At 65.5% G+C, this 17658-nt stretch carries 11 protein-coding genes and 3 pseudogenes; 7 read left to right on the forward strand and 7 right to left on the reverse strand.

Translation table 11 applies throughout. From position 1 onward, the window contains the following. Positions 1–8: 8 nt before the first annotated feature. Genes pgi through MMSP_RS07390 form a run of 3 tightly spaced genes read right to left on the reverse strand, consistent with a single transcriptional unit; the run spans position 9 to position 3064 of the window. Complete coding sequence (gene pgi, locus MMSP_RS07380) at positions 9–1673, reverse strand: glucose-6-phosphate isomerase (protein ID WP_020786100.1); 1665 nt, start codon at positions 1671–1673, stop codon at positions 9–11. A 42-nt stretch (positions 1674–1715) separates the two neighbouring features. Then, entirely contained in the window at positions 1716–2711 is a 996-nt protein-coding gene (locus tag MMSP_RS07385) for an esterase family protein (protein ID WP_051153776.1), read from the reverse strand. Positions 2712–2749: 38 nt separating this feature from the next. Beyond that, the gene (locus MMSP_RS07390; RefSeq protein WP_083866496.1) at positions 2750–3064 is read right to left on the reverse strand and encodes a chorismate mutase; all 315 of its coding nucleotides are present in this window, start codon (positions 3062–3064) and stop codon (positions 2750–2752) included. Positions 3065–3375: 311 nt separating this feature from the next. On the opposite strand from MMSP_RS07390, the pseudogene MMSP_RS25715 reads away from it, so the two are divergent. Both MMSP_RS25715 and pcrA read left to right on the forward strand, forming a co-directional pair. Beyond that, positions 3376–5234 (forward strand): annotated as a pseudogene (locus MMSP_RS25715) (PPE domain-containing protein); the annotation flags it as partial. An 80-nt stretch (positions 5235–5314) separates the two neighbouring features. Beyond that, on the forward strand, positions 5315–7624 hold the full coding sequence (pcrA, locus tag MMSP_RS07405; RefSeq protein WP_020786104.1) for a DNA helicase PcrA: 2310 nt from the start codon (positions 5315–5317) through the stop codon (positions 7622–7624). Between the two features lie 78 nt (positions 7625–7702). Here pcrA and MMSP_RS07410 read toward each other — a convergent pair whose 3' ends face one another. Together MMSP_RS07410 and MMSP_RS07415 are read right to left on the reverse strand one after the other, a co-directional pair. Beyond that, complete coding sequence (locus MMSP_RS07410) at positions 7703–8287, reverse strand: hypothetical protein (protein WP_200861941.1); 585 nt, start codon at positions 8285–8287, stop codon at positions 7703–7705. A 3-nt stretch (positions 8288–8290) separates the two neighbouring features. Beyond that, positions 8291–9358, reverse strand: a complete 1068-nt coding sequence (locus MMSP_RS07415; RefSeq protein WP_020786107.1) for a M23 family metallopeptidase — start codon at positions 9356–9358, stop codon at positions 8291–8293. A 275-nt stretch (positions 9359–9633) separates the two neighbouring features. Here MMSP_RS07415 and sucC point away from each other — a divergent pair, with 275 nt between their 5' ends. Continuing rightward, positions 9634–10797: an ADP-forming succinate--CoA ligase subunit beta gene (sucC, locus tag MMSP_RS07420; RefSeq protein WP_020786108.1), complete on the forward strand. Its 1164-nt coding sequence runs from the start codon at positions 9634–9636 to the stop codon at positions 10795–10797. A 14-nt stretch (positions 10798–10811) separates the two neighbouring features. Further along, the gene (gene sucD, locus MMSP_RS07425; RefSeq protein ID WP_015357031.1) at positions 10812–11714 is read left to right on the forward strand and encodes a succinate--CoA ligase subunit alpha; all 903 of its coding nucleotides are present in this window, start codon (positions 10812–10814) and stop codon (positions 11712–11714) included. Between the two features lie 99 nt (positions 11715–11813). Here sucD and MMSP_RS07430 read toward each other — a convergent pair. Further along, positions 11814–12510: pseudogene (locus MMSP_RS07430) on the reverse strand (PE family protein); the annotation flags it as partial. A gap of 163 nt (positions 12511–12673) precedes the next feature. Between MMSP_RS07430 and MMSP_RS07435 the strand changes: the two are divergent. Beyond that, positions 12674–14195: pseudogene (locus tag MMSP_RS07435) on the forward strand (acetyl-CoA acetyltransferase). Between the two features lie 7 nt (positions 14196–14202). Here MMSP_RS07435 and MMSP_RS07440 read toward each other — a convergent pair. Beyond that, a complete protein-coding gene (locus MMSP_RS07440; protein WP_036426297.1) occupies positions 14203–15051 on the reverse strand; it encodes an LLM class F420-dependent oxidoreductase in 849 nt (282 codons plus the stop codon). Positions 15052–15270: 219 nt separating this feature from the next. On the opposite strand from MMSP_RS07440, the gene MMSP_RS07445 reads away from it, so the two are divergent. Together MMSP_RS07445 and MMSP_RS07450 are read left to right on the forward strand one after the other, a co-directional pair. Further along, positions 15271–16176: a DUF5336 domain-containing protein gene (locus MMSP_RS07445; protein WP_015357027.1), complete on the forward strand. Its 906-nt coding sequence runs from the start codon at positions 15271–15273 to the stop codon at positions 16174–16176. Positions 16177–16224: 48 nt separating this feature from the next. Further along, a complete protein-coding gene (locus MMSP_RS07450; protein WP_015357026.1) occupies positions 16225–17616 on the forward strand; it encodes a DUF6350 family protein in 1392 nt (463 codons plus the stop codon). Positions 17617–17658: the final 42 nt, after the last annotated feature.

Raw genomic sequence — 17658 nt, forward strand, 5'->3', positions numbered from 1 at the left:
CCACCGCTCTAGCCGGTGCGTCCGCGTTGGGTTCGGTATCGACGTACCAACGCGTCGGTGGAGCTGTCCGACTGCCGCTGCGGTGAGCCATCGCTGGTGATCACCGGAAGCAACGCCTTTGCCTGAGTCTTGCCCAGTTCCACGCCCCACTGATCGAACGAGTCGATACCCCACACCACGCCTTCGGTGAACACCTGATGTTCGTAGAGGGCGATCAGCTGTCCCAACACCGACGGCGTAAGCCGTTTGGCCAGAATGGAAGTCGACGGCCGGTTGCCGGGCATCACCTTGTGCGGCACCACCGCGGCGGGGGTGCCCTCGGCGGCGATCTCCTCGGCGGTCTTGCCGAACGCCAGCACCTGGGTCTGGGCGAAGAAGTTGCTCATCAACAGGTCGTGCATGCTGCCGGTGCCCTCGACGGTCGGCAGGTCATCGATGGGCTGACTGAAACCGATGAAGTCTGCCGGCGCCAGCCGGGTGCCTTGATGCAGCAACTGGTAGAAGGCGTGTTGACCGTTGGTTCCTGGCTCGCCCCAATAGATTTCACCAGTATCGGTGGTGACTGCTGTACCGTCGGCACCGGTCGATTTTCCGTTGGACTCCATGGTCAACTGCTGCAGATAGGCGGCGAATCGCGCCAGGTCATTGGAGTAGGGCAACACGGCGCGCGACTGCGCACCCAGGAAGTTGGAGTACCACAGCCCGATAAGCCCAAGCAGCGCAGGCGCGTTGGACTCCGGCGGAGCGGTCCTGAAGTGCTCGTCGACGATGTGGAATCCGGATAGGAAGTCGGCGAAGGCCTCCCGGCCGATCGCGGCCATCACCGAGAGTCCGATCGCGGAGTCGACCGAATAGCGTCCACCGACCCAGTCCCAGAATCCGAACATATTGTCGGTGTTGATCCCGAAGTCGTCGACCAGACGCCGGTTGGTGGAGACCGCAACGAAGTGTTGCGACACCGCCGCATCGCCGAGTGCGTCGGTTAGCCAACGCCGTGCGGCGGTCGCGTTGGTCAGCGTCTCGAGGGTGGAAAACGTCTTCGACGCGACAATGAAAAGTGTTGTGGCCGGGTCCAAGTCGGCCAGCGTGGCGATGAGGTCGGCCGGGTCTACGTTGGAGACGAAACGGGCTGAAATCCCGGCGTCGGCGTAGTGGCGCAGCGCTTGGTAGACCATGACCGGGCCCAGATCTGATCCGCCGATGCCGATGTTGACGACGGTGCTGATCCGCTTCCCGGTGGCGCCGGTCCACTCCCCACTGCGCAACCGGTCGGTGAAGTCGCCCATCGCGTCCAGCACCGCGTGCACGTCCTCAACCACGTTGCGGCCATCCACGATCAACTCGGCGTCGCGGGGCAGCCGCAGCGCCGTGTGCAGAACCGCCCGGTCCTCTGAGGTGTTGATGTGGGCACCCGCGAACATCTGGTCACGGTGTGCTTCCAGATTTGCCGTACGCGCCAGATCGACCAGCAAACTTATTGTGTCGCGAGTGATCCGGTGCTTGCTGTAGTCGATGTAGAGGTCGCCGACGGTGACCGTGAGATCGTGGCCGCGATTGGGATCGTCGGCGAAGATCTGCCGAAGGTGGGTTTCTCCGATCTGATCGTGATGCTTGCGCAGGGCTTCCCACGCCGGGGTGGCGGTGATGTCAGGGATTGATTGCTCGGAGGTCATGGTTCGACCCTAATGCGGTCGGATTCGCGCTAGTAGGGGCGTCTAGCCCGCGCCCAGCACACGTCGTAGATCCGGTAGCATGGCCTGTAACTGCGCGCCCCAGTACTGCCACGTGTGTAGCCCGTTGTCTGGAAAATTGGATACGCCGTTGTAGCCGCCGGCCGCTTTGTATTTGCTCTGGAATGCCTTGTTGCTCACTCGGGTGGCGTTTTCCAGCAGACTGGCCCCGGGCTTGTCCCCGCCCAGTTCTGCCGAGGGGGTGCCGTTGCCGGAATAGACCCAGATGCGGGTGTTGTTGGCGACCAGCTTTGCGGCATTGACCGTCGGATCGTTTTGCGCCCATGCGGGATCCTCCGCAGGGCCCCACATGGCATCGGAGTGAAAGCCACCCGCACCCAGTTGCGCGACACTGACCAGCGACGGCCACTTGCCCGCGGACAAGTTCAGAAAGCCCGACATGGACGAGGCGTAGACGAAGTTGCTGGGGTGGCGGGCCGCCAGGATCAGCGACGCGGATCCGGCCATCGACGCGCCCACCACCGCGTTGGCCATCTGGCTGACGCCCTTGTTGTTCTCCAGCCAGGCGGGCAGTTCCTCGGTGAGGAACGTTTCCCACTTGTAGGTCCAGGTGCCGCCGTTGCCGACCGCAGGCCGGTACCAGTTGGAGTAGAAGCTGGCCATTCCACCCGTGGGCATCACGACGGACAATCCCGACTGATCGAACCAGTCGAACACCGGGGTGTTGATGTCCCAGCCGTTGTAGTCGTCGCGGGCGAGCATGCCGTCGAGCAAGTACACCGCGTGTGGGCCGCCGCGCTGGAACTCCACCTTCACCTGGCGGTGCATCGCCGGCGACGGGACGGTCAGATACTCGATGGGTTGGCCGTGGCGTGACCACGCGGATGAGGTTGCCGAAGTCGAGGACAGCGCGACGAGCAGGACTAGCAGGGCGGCCGCGGACATCCACGTCAGACGGCGCGCCCGTGAAATCCCAGCCGGCTTTGCTGCATCCATTTCGGCGGAAATGTACCGCAGCATTGCCGCAATCTGCGGCAAAGAGCCGCGTTAGTGACCGTTTAGTGGCCGAGTCGACCTCTACCCAACCGCAAAAGCAGAATTGCCAGGTCTTTACCCTCGGGTCCCAGCTCGCTGTAGCGCTCGATGACCTTCATCTCGCGGTTGTGCACCAGTCGGGTGCCGCCGGAGGCCATCCGGGCCTTGCCGATCGCCTGAGACACCTCGGCGCGCCGCTTGACCGCGGCCAGGATCTCGCGGTCCAACCGGTCGATCTCTTCGCGCAGCTCGTCAATGCTGGGGAGATCTTCAGTGTCGATAGTTTCGGTGTTCATTTCTAACTCCGCGTTCTCGTGAGGTGGGGGTTCTGATCTCATCCGGCATCAGGCCTCACGCGAGAGACGAGCCCCGATCGCCGAAGCGGACCACGGGGCTCTGCGAAAGCAGCTACGCCTCGGGTACCGCTGGCTGGTACCCGTAGAAAAATCGACGCTGCGTGTTGAGCACCAGGAGAGTGTGCCATTAACGGCCGCACCTGCGCAAAAGGGGTATGGGATGTGAGCCCGGGGCGGTGGCCGAATCGCACGCGGTTTGCGGCGATCGCGCTCGCTGGGAACCGCCTGTGAATCATGGCCCGGTTGCTGGAAAGCGCACGGATCCCGGATCCAGGAGCAGGGCTCCGGCGTTGTCGGCGGCGGACTCGTTCGCATCGGTGACCTCCGGGCTGGTTGGGCAGGCGTGGCAGGGCCCGGCATCGGCGGCAATGGCGGCTGCGGTCGCGCCCTACACGAGTTGGCTGAGTGCGGCGGCGGCGCAGGCGGTCGGTGCGGCCGGTGCGGCCAAGATGGTGGCGAGCGCGTTCGAGGCGGCGCGGGCGGCGACGGTGCTGCCGGCCGCGGTGGTGGCCAATCGAAATGCGTTGGTGCAGATGGTGATGTCGAACATCTTCGGTCAAAACGCGCCGGCCATTGCGGCCGCCGAAGCCGCCTATGAGGAAATGTGGGCGCAGGACGTCGCGGCCATGTTCGGCTACCACTCCGGGGCGTCGGCGGTGGCGGCGGCGCTGTCACCGTGGGAACAGCTGCTGCAGAATGTCCCTGCCCTGAGCCCGCTGGCGGCAATCGGCAACCTCGGCGCCGGGAATCTCGGATTCGGCAACATCGGAATCGCGAACCTGGGCAACGGGAACACGGGCAACCTCAACTTCGGCGGCGGCAACATCGGAAACTTCAACTTCGGCAGCGGAAACCGGGGCGGCAACGTCAACTTCGGCAACGGCAATAACGGCTTTTCAATCTGGGCGGCGGGAACATCGGGTCGAACAACTTCGGCAGCGGTAACCGCGGAAACGGAAATATCGGCTTCGGGAACTACCAAAGCACCGGCGGCGCAAATATCGGCGGCGGGAACAGTGGCAGTGGCAACAAGGGATTCGGTAACACCGGAAACTACAACATCGGTAGCGGAAATTTCGGGAGCTTCAACTTTGGTGACGGGAACCGCGGCAGCAACAACTTCGGTTTCGGCAACACCAATAGCGGCAACGTGGGTTTCGGCAACCTGGGCGCCAACAACGTGGGCTTCGGAAACCTTGGCAGTGGCAACGTGGGCTTCGGAAACACCGGCAACAACAACTTTGGGATCGGGCTGAGCGGCAACGATCAGGTTGGCATCAACTTCAACGGACTCAATGGCGGAAGCGGAAACATCGGCGTGTTCAACTCGGGCAACAACAACGTCGGCTTCTTCAACTCCGGTGACGGAAACTGGGGCATAGGGAACTCGGGTGACACCAACACCGGCATTGGCAACTCCGGCAGTTTCAACACCGGGTTCGTCAACGCCGCCTCGCTCAACACCGGCATGGCGAACTCGGCCAACACCTGCTTGGGCGTCGGCAACTCCGGCGCCGGCGACGTCGGCTTCATGAACGCCGGCCACGACAATGTCGGGCTCGGCAACGCCGGCAGCTTCAACATGGGCTTCGGCAACGCGGGATCCGGAAACGTCGGCTATGAGAACGCCGGCGGTGCCAATGTGGGCTTCGGCAACTCGGGTTCGGACAACACCGGGTTCCTCAACTCGGGCAGCACGAACACCGGCGCCGGCAATTCCGGTGAGGTCAATACCGGCTTCGGTATCGCAACCGACAGTGGTGCGACCAACTCCGGCTTCGGGAATACCGGCAGCGGAAACTCGGGGTTCAACAACGACGGCAACGACAACTCGGGCTTCCAGAACACCGGCACCTCGAGCGAGGGTTTCGGAAATGTGGGCAATAACCAAACGGGTTTCCAGAACACCGGCGGCACCAATACCGGCTTCTTCAACACGGGCACCAATGATGTGGGAGTCGGGAATTCGGCCAACCTCAACATCGGATTCTGGAATAGCACCGGGGCCGGAAACGTGGGCGTCATGAACACCGGCACGGACAACTCCGGTTTCATCCAGACCGGAACCGCCAACTCGGGCTTCGCCAACTCGGGCACCAGCAGCTCCGGCGGCCTCAACAAGGGTGACCAGCAATCGGGCTTCGGGAACTGACCCCGAATCCAGACGCTCGCCTGGGTGTTGGACCCCGTCGGCGCCAAGTCGTCGGCGGGCGGCGGTAAGTTTGGGCGGACATGACTGTTCAAGCGACCGATGCCGACCAACTGCTGGAAGGTCTCAACGCACAACAGCGCCAGGCCGTGGTGCACGAAGGCTCGCCGCTGCTGATTGTCGCGGGCGCGGGCTCGGGCAAGACGGCGGTGCTGACCAGGCGGATCGCCTACCTGATCGCGGCCCGCGGTGTTGGGGCCGGTCAGATCCTGGCCATCACCTTCACCAACAAGGCCGCCGCCGAGATGCGGGAGCGGGTGGTGAGCCTGGTCGGCGGCCGGGCCAAGTACATGTGGGTGTCCACCTTCCACTCGACCTGCGTGCGCATCCTGCGCAACCAGGCGGCGCTGATCAAGGGCCTCAACTCGAACTTCTCGATCTATGACGCAGACGATTCACGGCGGCTGCTGCAGATGATCGGGCGCGATATGGGCTTGGACATCAAGCGATACTCGCCGCGCTTGCTGGCCAATGCCATCTCCAATCTGAAAAACGAATTGATCGACCCGGATCGGGCGGTGTCGGATCTGTCGGAGGATTCCGATGACTTGGCGCGCACCGTCGCATCGGTCTACGCGGAATATCAGCGCCGCCTGCGGGCCGCCAATGCGCTGGACTTTGACGATCTCATCGGCGAGACGGTGGGCATTCTGCAAGCTTTTCCCGACATCGCCGGGCACTATCGGCGCCGGTTTCGGCACGTTCTGGTCGACGAATACCAAGACACCAACCACGCGCAATACGTCCTGGTGCGGGAACTGGTTGGTCGCGGCAGCGAAGACGAGCCCGGGGACGTGCCCCCGGCGCAGTTGTGCGTAGTCGGCGACGCCGATCAGTCGATCTATGCGTTTCGCGGCGCCACCATTCGCAACATCGAAGACTTCGAACGCGACTATCCCGATGCCACAACGATGCTGCTGGAACAGAATTACCGCTCGACACAGAACATCCTGTCGGCGGCCAACTCGGTGATCTCGCGCAACTCCGGACGTCGCGAGAAGCGGCTGTGGACCGATGCTGGCGCGGGGGAGTTGATCGTCGGCTACGTCGCCGACAACGAACACGACGAGGCGAGGTTCGTCGCCGAAGAGATCGACGCACTGGCCGAGCGGGACGAGATCACCTACAACGACGTCGCGGTCTTCTATCGCACCAACAATTCGTCGCGGTCGCTGGAAGAGGTGTTCATCCGCGCCGGCATTCCCTACAAGGTCGTCGGCGGCGTGCGCTTCTACGAGCGCAAGGAGATTCGTGACATCGTCGCCTACCTGCGGGTGCTGGACAACCCCGGCGATGCGGTCAGCATGCGGCGCATCCTCAACACGCCGCGCCGCGGCATCGGCGATCGTGCCGAGGCCTGTGTGGCGGTGTACGCGGAGAACACCGGCGCCGGCTTCTCCGACGCTCTGGTGGCCGCCGCCGAGGGCAAGGTGCCGATGCTCAATAGCCGTGCGGAGAAGGCGATCGCGGGCTTTGTCGAGTTGCTCGACGAGTTGCGAGGACGCCTCGACTCATCCGAGGGGGATCTCGGTGAGTTGGTGGAGGCGGTGCTGGAACGCACCGGATACCGCCGCGAACTGGAGTCCTCCACCGATCCGCAGGAGCTGGCCCGGCTGGACAACCTCAACGAACTCGTCAGCGTTGCCCACGAATTCAGCACCGACCTGGCAAATGCCGCCGAGCCCGAACCGGATGCCGAGGATGTGCCGGACACCGGCATGCTGGCGGCCTTTCTGGAACGGGTGTCGCTGGTCGCCGACACCGACGATATTCCCGAGCATGGCGCGGGCGTGGTCACCCTGATGACCCTGCACACCGCCAAAGGTCTGGAGTTCCCGGTGGTGTTCGTGACCGGGTGGGAGGACGGGATGTTCCCGCACATGCGGGCACTGGATGATCCGACCGAACTCTCCGAAGAACGGCGACTGGCCTACGTCGGCATCACCCGGGCCCGGCAACGGCTCTACCTGAGTAGGGCCATCGTCCGGTCTTCCTGGGGGCAGCCGATGCTCAACCCCGAATCCCGGTTCCTGCGGGAGATACCTCAGGAACTCCTCAACTGGCGCCGCCTTGCGCCCAAGCCGTCGTTCAGCGCGCCTGTGAGTGGAGCCGGCCGGTTTGGCACTGCGCGGTCAGCACCCGTCCGCACGAGCACGAGCAAGCGGCCGCTGTTGGTGCTGCAGCCCGGCGATCGCGTCACACACGACAAGTACGGTCTGGGCCGCGTCGAGGAAGTATCCGGTGTCGGCGAATCGGCGATGTCGCTGATCGACTTCGGTAGCTCGGGACGGGTGAAGCTGATGCATAACCACGCCCCGGTCGCCAAGCTTTAGCGGCTACTCGCCGAACCTGAACTCGTTGCGAAAAAGTTGCGAAATCGTCGCAGTGAGAACACATTCGGCCGGAGCCGGCTAGTCGAAAAGCCAGCGCCTGGTCTGGGGATGCGGCGCCAGCACCGCGCTCGCGATCGGCAACACCGGAAAGGCGTGCACGATCCAAGCGACGAGAGCGCCGGCGATGAACACGCCACCGTATGTCAATACCGCAACCACGGCGCCCACCACGATCAGGTAGCGCCCGAAAGGGCGGCGTAGCAACAGCATGATCACCCCGGCGGTGGTGGAGCTCGCGAAGACCAGCGCCAGAAATCCCACCGCGATGCAGAACAGGCGGTCGCTGCGCCACCAGCCGGTGATCAGGTCGGTGGCAACCACCGAGGTGGCCCATCCGTTGACGATGCTGACGGCCGCGGTTGCGACCGCCGTCCGCGAACTTGGCTCGACGGGCAGCCCGTCGGGCAACGGCGGTAGCCGGTCTGCCCGCGCAGTCTCGTCAAGGGAGGTTGGGCGGTGCGAAATCTTGGCGGTCGCGGAGTCCGTCGTCACCGGTTGTGGTCCCGTCGGCGCGCGCCGAATGATGCGGGTCCGTGGCTCGTCGGCGGACGGGGACGGATCGGGTGGGGTCTCGCTCGCAGCGGGGTCGCCCGGTGCGGTCAACGGTCAGCCGGCGTAGTTGCCGACATTCAGGCCGCGCTTGGCGAGCCAGGGCACCGGGTCTATCCGCTCAGTGCCGCCCTGGAGCACTTCGAAGTGCAGATGCGGGCCCGTGGAGAAGCCCCGGTTGCCCATCGTCGCGATCTGATCGCCGGCCATCACCCGCTGTCCAACATTGACCAGCGTGGTGTTGACGTGCCCGTAGAGCGTCACGGTGCCGTCAGCGTGGCGGATTTTCACCCACATGCCGTAGCCGGCGGTGGGGCCCGCGTCGATCACCAGGCCGTCCGATACCGCGTAGATCGGGGTTCCGATGGAGTTGGCGAGGTCGATCCCGGCGTGCAGCACACCCCAGCGGTAGCCGAAGTTGGAGGTGAAAATGCCTTTGGTGGGCATGACGTACAGAGGCTGTTGCAGTCGAGCCTCGCGCTGGGCGCGTTCCTGGGCAAAGGCCACACCGCGAGCGAACTCGGCCTTGTGTGCCTCGACATTGGTCGCCGGTTGTGCGGCGATGACCTGAACCCCGCGGGCCTCGTTGCTGTCCGAGCCTCCGATAAGGGCCGATGCGTTCGCGGTCAGCACGGTGTCCATGCTGGTGACGTCGGATTGGTGGGTCACGGTATGCGCTGCGGCGGCGGCTGCACCGGCGGCCATGGACCCAATCAGGAGTCGACCCTTTGCCGCGCTGGTGGACTGCTTGCGGTGCTGGCCACCACGGCGGGGTGCAGGGGCGACGTTCGCGGCCCGGGGGACAGCAGCGCTTGGCTCGGGGAGAGCCTCGCTGGTCGTGCCGACCAGTACCGGGCTGGGGGTTGCCAACCACGCCGGAATCAGATTGTCGATCTCGTCGAGATCGTCAAGCTCGGGCGCTTGAAGGAGCTGTCGACCGGTGTCGAACTCGGGATAACCAAAGTCCAAGTCGTCGAGATCGGCGAGCTCTAGCTCGTCAAGCTCGTCGAAACCATCCAGTGGGATGATCTCGGTGACTTCGTTGCGATGGTGCTGGAGCCAACGATGGCGGGATGTGCGAGGGTCGCCAACGACGGCAGTGCGGGCGTATCGGTGCTGGGACAATGCTGAAATGTCCTCGTATTGTGACCATAACGTTATCTGGACCCTGAGACGGTATCCGCTCTCGGAGGTAGCTGGCAACCTCAGTTTGGGAACCTGCCTCAAAATGTGAGTTGGATCACGTTTAGATCCGCGGATTTTCGGTGACCTGCGCCACACCGGTGGATGCGATCGCCGGGCTCATTTGGCGCCTAGATACAGTTTGCAACCGTGCGAGTTGCCGAATCTTGGTATCGCCTCCCTATTGGTCTAGCAAGTCGAGCGAAGACAGTGAGCCCATGGATCTATTCGAGTATCAAGCGAAGGAACTGTTCGCCAAGCACAATGTACCTACTACGCCGGGGCGGGTGACTGACACCGCCGAGGGCGCGCGGGCTATTGCCACCGAAATCGGTCATCCAGTAATGGTCAAAGCGCAGGTCAAGATCGGTGGTCGCGGCAAAGCCGGTGGCGTCAAGTACGCTGCCACGCCCGACGACGCCTACGAACACGCCAACAACATCCTCGGCTTGGACATCAAGGGCCACGTGGTCAAGAAGTTGCTGGTCGCTGAGGCTAGCGACATCGCCGAGGAGTACTACATCTCGTTCTTGCTCGATCGTGCCAACCGCACCTACCTGGCGATGTGCTCGGTAGAGGGCGGCATGGAGATCGAGGAGGTGGCCGCCACCAAGCCCGATCGGTTGGCCAAGGTCCCGGTGGATGCGGCCAAGGGGGTTGGCCTGGCATTCGCCCGCTCCATCGCCGAACAGGGCCACCTGCCGGCCGAGGTGCTCGACGCTGCCGCGGTAACCATCTCCAAGCTGTGGGACCTGTTCGTCGGCGAGGACGCCACCCTGGTTGAGGTCAACCCGCTGGTGCGTACCCCCGACGACCAGATCCTGGCATTGGACGGCAAGGTCACCCTGGATGCCAACGCCGACTTCCGGCACCCCGATCACGTCGAGTTCGAAGACCGTGCGGCCACCGATCCGCTGGAACTCAAGGCCAAGGAACACGACCTCAACTACGTCAAGCTCGACGGCCAGGTCGGCATCATCGGTAACGGTGCTGGCCTGGTGATGTCGACCCTGGACGTGGTTGCCTACGCCGGTGAGAAGCACGGTGGGGTCAAGCCCGCCAACTTCCTCGACATCGGTGGCGGCGCCTCGGCCGAGGTGATGGCCGCCGGCCTGGATGTCGTGCTGGGCGATTCACAGGTCAAGAGCGTGTTCGTGAACGTGTTCGGCGGCATCACCTCATGCGATGCGGTGGCCACCGGGATCGTCAAGGCGCTGGAAATCCTCGGTGCCGAGGCGAACAAGCCGCTGGTGGTCCGGCTCGACGGCAACAACGTGGAAGAGGGCCGTCGCATCCTGACCGACGCCAACCACCCGCTGGTGACGCTGGTGCCGACGATGGACGAGGCTGCCGACAAGGCCGCTGAGCTGGCCAGCGCCTGAAAGGACTTTGAACAATGTCGATCTTCTTGAACAAGGACAACAAGGTCATCGTCCAGGGCATCACCGGCAGCGAGGCGACCGTCCACACTGCGCGCATGCTCAAGGCCGGCACCCAAATCGTCGGCGGGGTGAACGCGCGCAAGGCGGGCACCACCGTGACGCACGAGGACAAGGGTGGCCGGGTAATCAAGCTGCCGGTATTCGGCGGTGTCGCCGAGGCGATGGAAAAGACCGGCGCCGACGTCTCGATCATCTTCGTGCCGCCGAAGTTCGCCAAGGACGCGATCATCGAGGCCATTGACGCCGAGATTCCGCTGCTGGTGGTCATCACCGAGGGGATCCCGGTGCAAGACACCGCCTATGCCTGGGCCTACAACCTGGGCAAGGGCGGCAAGACCCGCATCATCGGGCCCAACTGCCCGGGCATCATCACCCCGGGGCAGGCGCTGGTTGGCATCACCCCGGCCAACATCACCGGCGCCGGCCCGGTCGGGCTGGTCTCCAAGTCCGGCACGCTGACCTACCAGATGATGTTCGAGCTGCGCGATTTCGGTTTCACCACCTCGATCGGTATCGGTGGCGACCCAGTGATCGGCACCACCCACATCGATGCCATCGAGGCGTTCGAGAAGGATCCCGACACCAAGCTGATCGTGATGATCGGTGAGATCGGTGGGGACGCCGAGGAGCGAGCGGCCGACTTCATCAAGGCCAACGTGTCCAAGCCGGTTGTCGGTTACGTGGCGGGATTCACCGCGCCGGAGGGCAAGACCATGGGGCACGCGGGTGCCATCGTGTCCGGCTCCTCGGGCACCGCGGCGGCCAAGAAAGAAGCCCTGGAGGCCGCCGGGGTACAGGTCGGCAAGACCCCGTCGGAGACCGCGGTGCTGGCCCGGGAGATCCTGAAGGGTCTCTAGACGCCGAGCAGACGCAAAATGGCACGCTTCCGTCTGGAAGCGTGCCATTTTGCGTCTGCTCGGGCACTTGTCGCGCCCCGTGTTCGGCGGCTACGGCAGGCCGGGGTTGCCTGGCACGCCAATCAGCTGGCCGCCGTCGCCGCCCTGGCCGCCGGTGCCGGTGGTCGCCGTCCCCACCCCGCCGTTGCCGCCGTTCCCGCCGAAACCGATGAGCAACGCGGCACGCCCGCCGTTGCCGCCGTTGCCGCCGGGATCAGTGCCGCCGTTGGGTCCTCCCGAGCCGCCGGCCCCGCCGTCGCCGATCAACAAGCCCGCGTCACCGCCGGCCCCGCCGGCACCGCCGCCGTCTCCACCGGCGCCCGCCGCCATTTCCGATCAGCAGCCCGCCCGCTTGGCCGTCTGCCCCGGGTGCCCCGTCAGCCCCGTTGCCGATCAGCGGGCGTCCCAGCAGGGCGTTGGTGGGGGCATTGATCACACCGAGAAGCTGCTGCTCCAGGGTTTGCAGAGGCGACGCGGCGGCGGCTTCCGCGGTCGCATACCGTCCGGCGCTTGCCGCCATGAGCTGTGCGAACTGGGCATGAAAAGTCGCCGCCTGAGCGCTCAGGGCCTGATAGGTCTGCGCGTGTGCCCCGAACAGTGCCGTGATGGCGGCCGACACCTCGTCGGCGCCGGCGGCCAGCACCCCCGTCGTCGGGGCAAGGGCGGCCGCGTTGGCCTGACTGACTGCCGTGCCGATGCTCGCCAGATCCGACGCTGCCGCGTTGACAAACTCGGGCGCTGTGGTGAGAAAAGACATCTGCGACCTCCACGGCGCAGGGAATGACAGATGCATTCCGGACTGCTAATCGTACGCGCCCACCGGCGGTGTTATCCCAGTTCCGGGCGATATCTCGGGCGTGAATGTGCCCCCGCGACGCCCCGGCGCAGACGTGTGATTCGGCTAGGTAGATAGTGATGCTATGGATCTTGATCCGGGTACGCCGGTCATTGTCGGTGTCGGACAGGCTGTCGAACGCATCGATGACCCCGACTACCAGGGGATGTCGGCCGTTGAGCTGGCCGCCGCCGCTGCCCAGGCCGCTCTCGAAGACTGTGCGGCCGACGTGGCCGCGGCCATCGACACCGTCGCGGGCGTCCGACAGTTCGAGATCTCCGGGCCCGTCCCCAAGGCCCCGTTAGGCCGGTCCAACAACTATCCGCGCTCGGTGGCCCAGCGGATCGGGGCGGATCCGGCCCGCGCGATCCTCGAGATCGTCGGCGGCCAGGGGCCCCAGCACCTGATCACCGAGCTGGCCGGCGCGATCGCGGCAGGCAGCTCCGAAGTCGCGATGGTGTTCGGCTCTGATGCGACGTCGACCAGTCGTCACTTCGCTGGGCGTGCCGACAAACCGGACTTCACCGAAATCGTCGACGGGGAGCTGCAAGACCGCGGCCCTGGCATCGACGGCCTGATCACGCGCTACACGATCATTCACGGCCTGGTGGATGCGCCCACCCAATACGGCTTGCTGGAGAATGCCCGCCGGGCCGCAACGGGCCTCGGCCCGGCCGACTACCTGCGGCGGATGGGCGAGCTGTTCGCGCCGTTCACCAAGATCGCGGCCGGCAATCCTTTTGCCGCGGCGCCAATCGAGCGCACCGTCGAGGAGCTGATCACGGTCACCGACCGTAATCGGATGATCGCCGAGCCCTACCCCCGGCTGCTGGTCGCGCGCGATCAGGTGAACCAGGGCGCGGCCGCGCTGGTGATGTCGGTTGCGGCCGCACGCCGGCTCGGGGTTCCCGAGGAAAAAGTGGGTCTACCTTCGCGGGCATGCCGACCTGCAAGAGCAGGCCCTGCTGCAGCGCCCCGATCTTGGGCACGCCCCGTCAGCCGTGCTGGCGGCGCGCGAGGCGCTCCGGGTGGCCGGTGTCGGTGTCGACGACATCGCCACCTTCGACCTGTACAGCTGCTTTCCGGTGCCGGTGTTCAACATCTGCGACGGTCTGGGGATTGCGACCGATGACCCGCGCGGTCTGACGCTCACCGGTGGGCTGCCGTTCTTCGGCGGGGCGGGAAACAACTACTCGATGCATGCGGTGGCCGAGACCGTAGCCCGAATGCGTAGCGAGCCGGGACGGTTCGGGCTCGTCGGCGCCAACGGCGGGATCATGAGCAAGTACTCGGTCGGGGTCTATTCCACTGCCCCGGCGCAATGGCAGCCGGACCGCAGCGCCGAGCTGCAAACACAAATCGACAGCGGGGCCAGCCGACCAGTTACCGAGCAGGCCGACGGCCCCGCCACGATCGAGACGTACACGGTCCGCCATGACGGTGGGCGTCTCACCGGGATCGTCATCGGCCGGCTGGCCGCCGACGGCCGCCGCTTCCTGGCGAGCACCGAAGACGACGAGCTGATCGGGTTGCTGACCGACGGCGACCCGCTGGGGCAAGCGATCCGGGTGCGCTCGTTCGACTACGGCAACCGCTGCGTTCTCTAGCTCGCGCCTAGACCATGGCGGCCAGCTTGCCGGCCAGCCGCTCTACGTACGCGGCGATCTCATCCTCGGGGCGATCCGGTAGTCCGAACAGCACCTCGGTGACTCCAAGCTCGGCCCAGCGGGCCAGCTTCTCGGGGACCGGCTTGAAGTCCAGCGCCACGATCTGTGGGGCCCCGTCGCGGCCGGCGGCCGCCCAGGTGTCCTGTAACAACTTGACCGGCGCGTCGATGTCGAAGTCACGCGGTGTGGTGATCCAGCCATCGGCGCTACGCGCTATCCATTTGAAGTTCTTCTCGGTGCCAGCGGCGCCCACGAGCACCGGAATGTGGGACTGCACCGGCTTGGGCCAGGCCCAGCTGGGGCCGAACTTGACGAACTCGCCGTCGTAGGCGGCTTCCTCCTGCGTCCACAGCGCCCGCATCGCCTCGAGGTATTCACGCAACATCGTGCGGCGCCGTCCGGGTGGAACGCCATGGTCGGCGAGTTCGTCGGTGTTCCAACCGAACCCCACGCCGAGGCTGACCCGTCCGCCGGACAGATGATCCAGCGTGGCAATGCTCTTGGCCAGGGTGATCGGGTCATGCTCGACGGGCAGCGCCACCGCAGCCGACAGCCGTACCCGCGAGGTCACCGCCGATGCCGCGCCCAAACTCACCCAGGGGTCCAGCGTGCGCATATAACGATCGTCGGGAAGCGAGGAATCGCCCGTCGTTGGATGAGCGGCTTCTCGCTTGATTGGGATATGGGTGTGCTCAGGCACATAGAAGGTGTGAAAGCCGTGGTCGTCAGCGAGTCTCGCCGCCGCCGCCGGAGCGATGCCGCGGTCGCTGGTGAAAAGCACAAGCCCATAGTCCATAACAGAATTAGAACGTGTTCTACCTCGGCCGGGCAAGCGCCCCCCGCGCCAATCGGCTTGGCGGGATCGACGGAGGTGATGGCGCTGGTCGAGCGGGGCAGGTCGCCGCGGCGCGAGCACCGGAACGTGCGCTAGCGTGGTTGTCGAATCGCGTCGCAGGGACCAAGCGTCGCAATGCAGCAGTGGCGCCGCGACGGCGCGCAAGTAACAGGAGGAGCCATGACCTACACGCCGGGTAGCCCCGGATATCCGCCCGCGCAGTCGGGCGGCTCCTACGGAGGCGCCACACCGTCTTTCGCTCAAGCCGACGACGCGGCGAGCAAGCTCCCGATGTACCTGAACGTTGCGGTGGCGGTGCTCGGTTTTCTCGCATATCTCGCCAGCTTCGGGCCGATGTTCACGATCAGCTCGGAACTCGGCGGCGGCAGCAGCGAAGCTTCCGGCGACACCGTGCTGGCCGTCGGGATGGCGTTGCTGGCCGGGCTGCTTGCCGGAGTGAGCCTGCTCCCCAAGGTCAAGAGCTACGGGGCCGTCGTCGCGGTCGTCTCGATACTGGGCGTATTCCTGATGATTTCGTCGACCTTCAACAAGCCGAGCGCCTTTTCGACCGGTTGGGCACTGTGGATTGTCCTGGTGTGCATTGTGTTTCAGGCTGTCGCCGCAGTCGGCGCGCTGTTGCTGGAGACCGGCGTGGTGTCGGCGCCGGCGCCGAGGCCGAAATTCGATCCCTATGGCCAGTACGGCCAGTACGGGCAGTACGGCGGCCAGCCGGGCGGGTACTACGGTCAACCGGGTGCACAGCAGTCCGCGCCCAATCCGCAGCAGTCGCCGCAGCAGCCGTCCGGGTACGGGTCGCAGTACGGCGGCTTTACCTCCAGCCAGGGTTCCAACCCGTCCAGCGGTGGATTCAGCGCCCCGCAAGCACAGTCGGCCCCCCAGCCGATGCACCAGACCCCGTCCACTCCGCCCACTGGATTCCCCAGCTTCAGCCCGCCGCCGTCCGTTAGTGCCGGGACGGGATCCCAGGGTGGTTCGGCTCCGGTCAACTACGCCAATCCCGGCGGTGCGCAGCAGAACTACGGCCAGGGCCAGCAATCTTCGTCACCCGGGTCGGCGCCGGTCTAACCGGGCGCTCTCGCGCCTAGTAGGACACGTGCGCGGAGAGTGACACGGGTGGAGGACAGTCGAGCAGCGGGTGCTCGCCAGGCTCGCGACCTGGTCAAGGTCGCGTTCGCCCCGGCTGTGGTGGCGCTGGTCATCATCGCGGCGGTCACGCTGATTCAGCTGGTGATCGCAAACAGCGACATGACGGGCGCGCTGGGTGCGATCGCCAGCATGTGGCTGGGTGTGCACCAGGTGCCGATCTCGATCGGTGGCCGTGAACTGGGCGTAATGCCCCTGTTCCCGGCCATGTTGATGGTGTGGGGCACGGCCCGCACGACGGCGCTGGCGACCTCGCCGTACTCGTCGTGGCTGGTTGTTCGGTGGGTTATCGCATCGGCGTTGGGCGGGCCGCTGCTGATCGCGGCGATCTGCCTGGCGGTGATCCACGATGCGTCGTCGGTCATCACCGAGTTGCAGACGCCCAGTGCGTTGCGTGCGTTTGTCAGCGTGCTGGCGGTTCATGCCATCGGTGCGGGCCTGGGGGTCTGGTCGCGGGTGGGCAGACGGGCTCTGGCGGTTTCACCGCTGCCGAACTGGCTGGGCGACTCGCTGCGGGCCGCCGCCGCCGGGGTGCTGGCACTGCTCGGGCTCTCCGGCCTGGTGACCGCGGGGTCGCTGGTCGTGCACTGGGCGACGATGCAGGAGCTATACGGCATCACCGATTCCGCGTTCGGCCAGTTCAGTCTCACCGTGCTGTCGGTGCTCTATGTGCCTAACGTCGTCGTTGGCGCCGCGGCGATCGCTGTCGGGGCCAGTGCGCACATCGGCTTCGCGACGTTCAGTGCGTTCACGGTCTTTGGCGGCGACATCCCCGCTGTGCCGATCCTGGCCGCGGCTCCCACCCCGCCGCTGGGGCCGGTGTGGGTAGCCCTGCTGATCATCGGGGCGTCCTCCGGAGTGGCGGTCGGGCAACAGTGTGCGCGCCGTCCGCTGCCGCCCCTGCCGGCTATGGGCAAACTGTTGGCCGCGGCCCTGTTGGGGGCATTGGCGATGGCGCTGCTCGGTTACGGGGGGAGCGGGAAGCTAGGCAACTTCGGCGCCGTTGGCGTCGACGAGGGAGCACTGCTGGTCGGCGTGTTCTTCTGGTTCGCCGTGGTCGGGGGCGCCACGCTGGTGATGGCGGGTGGAATCAGACGGCGTCCCAGGCGGCCCAAACCGCGGCCGGTCCCACCCGCTGAAGCAGACGTTGACGAGCCCATTCATGAGCCCGTTGATGAGCCCTTTGTCCCACTTTTCGATCAGGACGCCCCGCTGGATGATGTGACTTCGCGCGAACCCGTTGCGCCCGGTGGCGACGACGCCGACGTCCCCCCTGCCGCACCCGACGAGGTCGATTGGTCAGATGGGCCAGACCGGCAGGACGGGCCTGACACCAGCCATCCGCCCGAACATTTGACCTGACAGCGGATGCCCGCCCGCCGCTGCGGCCGGGTAGCCCGACTA

It is taken from the genome of Mycobacterium sp. 012931, from assembly GCF_000419295.1.
In the GTDB taxonomy this organism is placed as follows: domain Bacteria; phylum Actinomycetota; class Actinomycetes; order Mycobacteriales; family Mycobacteriaceae; genus Mycobacterium; species Mycobacterium marinum.

What these genes read in the sequence shown, in the direction of transcription:
- pgi (WP_020786100.1), bottom strand. Translation starts at nt 1,673, where the DNA reads ATGACCTCCGAGCAATCAATCCCTGACATCACCGCCACCCCGGCGTGG.
- MMSP_RS07385 (WP_051153776.1), bottom strand. Translation starts at nt 2,711, where the DNA reads ATGCTGCGGTACATTTCCGCCGAAATGGATGCAGCAAAGCCGGCTGGG.
- MMSP_RS07390 (WP_083866496.1), bottom strand. Translation starts at nt 3,064, where the DNA reads ATGAGATCAGAACCCCCACCTCACGAGAACGCGGAGTTAGAAATGAAC.
- pcrA (WP_020786104.1), top strand. Translation starts at nt 5,315, where the DNA reads ATGACTGTTCAAGCGACCGATGCCGACCAACTGCTGGAAGGTCTCAAC.
- sucC (WP_020786108.1), top strand. Translation starts at nt 9,634, where the DNA reads ATGGATCTATTCGAGTATCAAGCGAAGGAACTGTTCGCCAAGCACAAT.
- sucD (WP_015357031.1), top strand. Translation starts at nt 10,812, where the DNA reads ATGTCGATCTTCTTGAACAAGGACAACAAGGTCATCGTCCAGGGCATC.
- MMSP_RS07440 (WP_036426297.1), bottom strand. Translation starts at nt 15,051, where the DNA reads ATGGACTATGGGCTTGTGCTTTTCACCAGCGACCGCGGCATCGCTCCG.
- MMSP_RS07445 (WP_015357027.1), top strand. Translation starts at nt 15,271, where the DNA reads ATGACCTACACGCCGGGTAGCCCCGGATATCCGCCCGCGCAGTCGGGC.